The sequence below is a fragment of the Anaerofustis sp. genome, assembly GCF_019420015.1.
GTDB lineage: Bacteria > Bacillota > Clostridia > Eubacteriales > Anaerofustaceae > Anaerofustis.
In genome coordinates, this window is sequence record NZ_JAHZIA010000009.1 from 3,467 (window position 1) to 3,953 (window position 487).

General features: G+C 19.5%; 1 pseudogene. It reads right to left on the reverse strand.

From position 1 onward, the window contains the following. Nucleotides 1-281 (reverse strand): annotated as a pseudogene (locus QZ357_RS03065) (hypothetical protein); the annotation flags it as partial. Between the last annotated feature and the right edge of the window lie 206 nt (nt 282-487).

Consider the following 487-nt stretch of genomic DNA (forward strand, 5'->3'; position numbering starts at 1 on the left):
TTGTCAAATTTAATTAAATTGGGATATTTATCATAGCTTTTATTTTTCTCTACGTATGTATAAGCAACATAAAAATTTTCCGAATAAGATTTTATTCTTCTGTCTTTTTGTTTAGTATATTCTTTTGGAACTATGTCCCCTTTAAAAGAATCTTCATTTTTTGCTTCATTTTTAACAAAATCAGGTATTGCTATATTATTGATATTTGTTGCTTTGATGTTGTATGTAGGGATAAGTAAAAATAATAACATAAACACAATTATAATTTTTCTCATTTGCATATAATCATCTCCTTTTTTATTTGCATAATGAATTATACATTACAAAAAAAGCAATTCAACAAAAAGATATATTTTACAAATTTGGAAAATTTTATCAATCTAAAAAGTAAATTTAATATAAAAAATTTCATAATATTTAAAAATATTAATATAAAAAAATAAGATAAGAAAAATTTCTTATCTTATTTTAAAACAAGTTTTTTAGG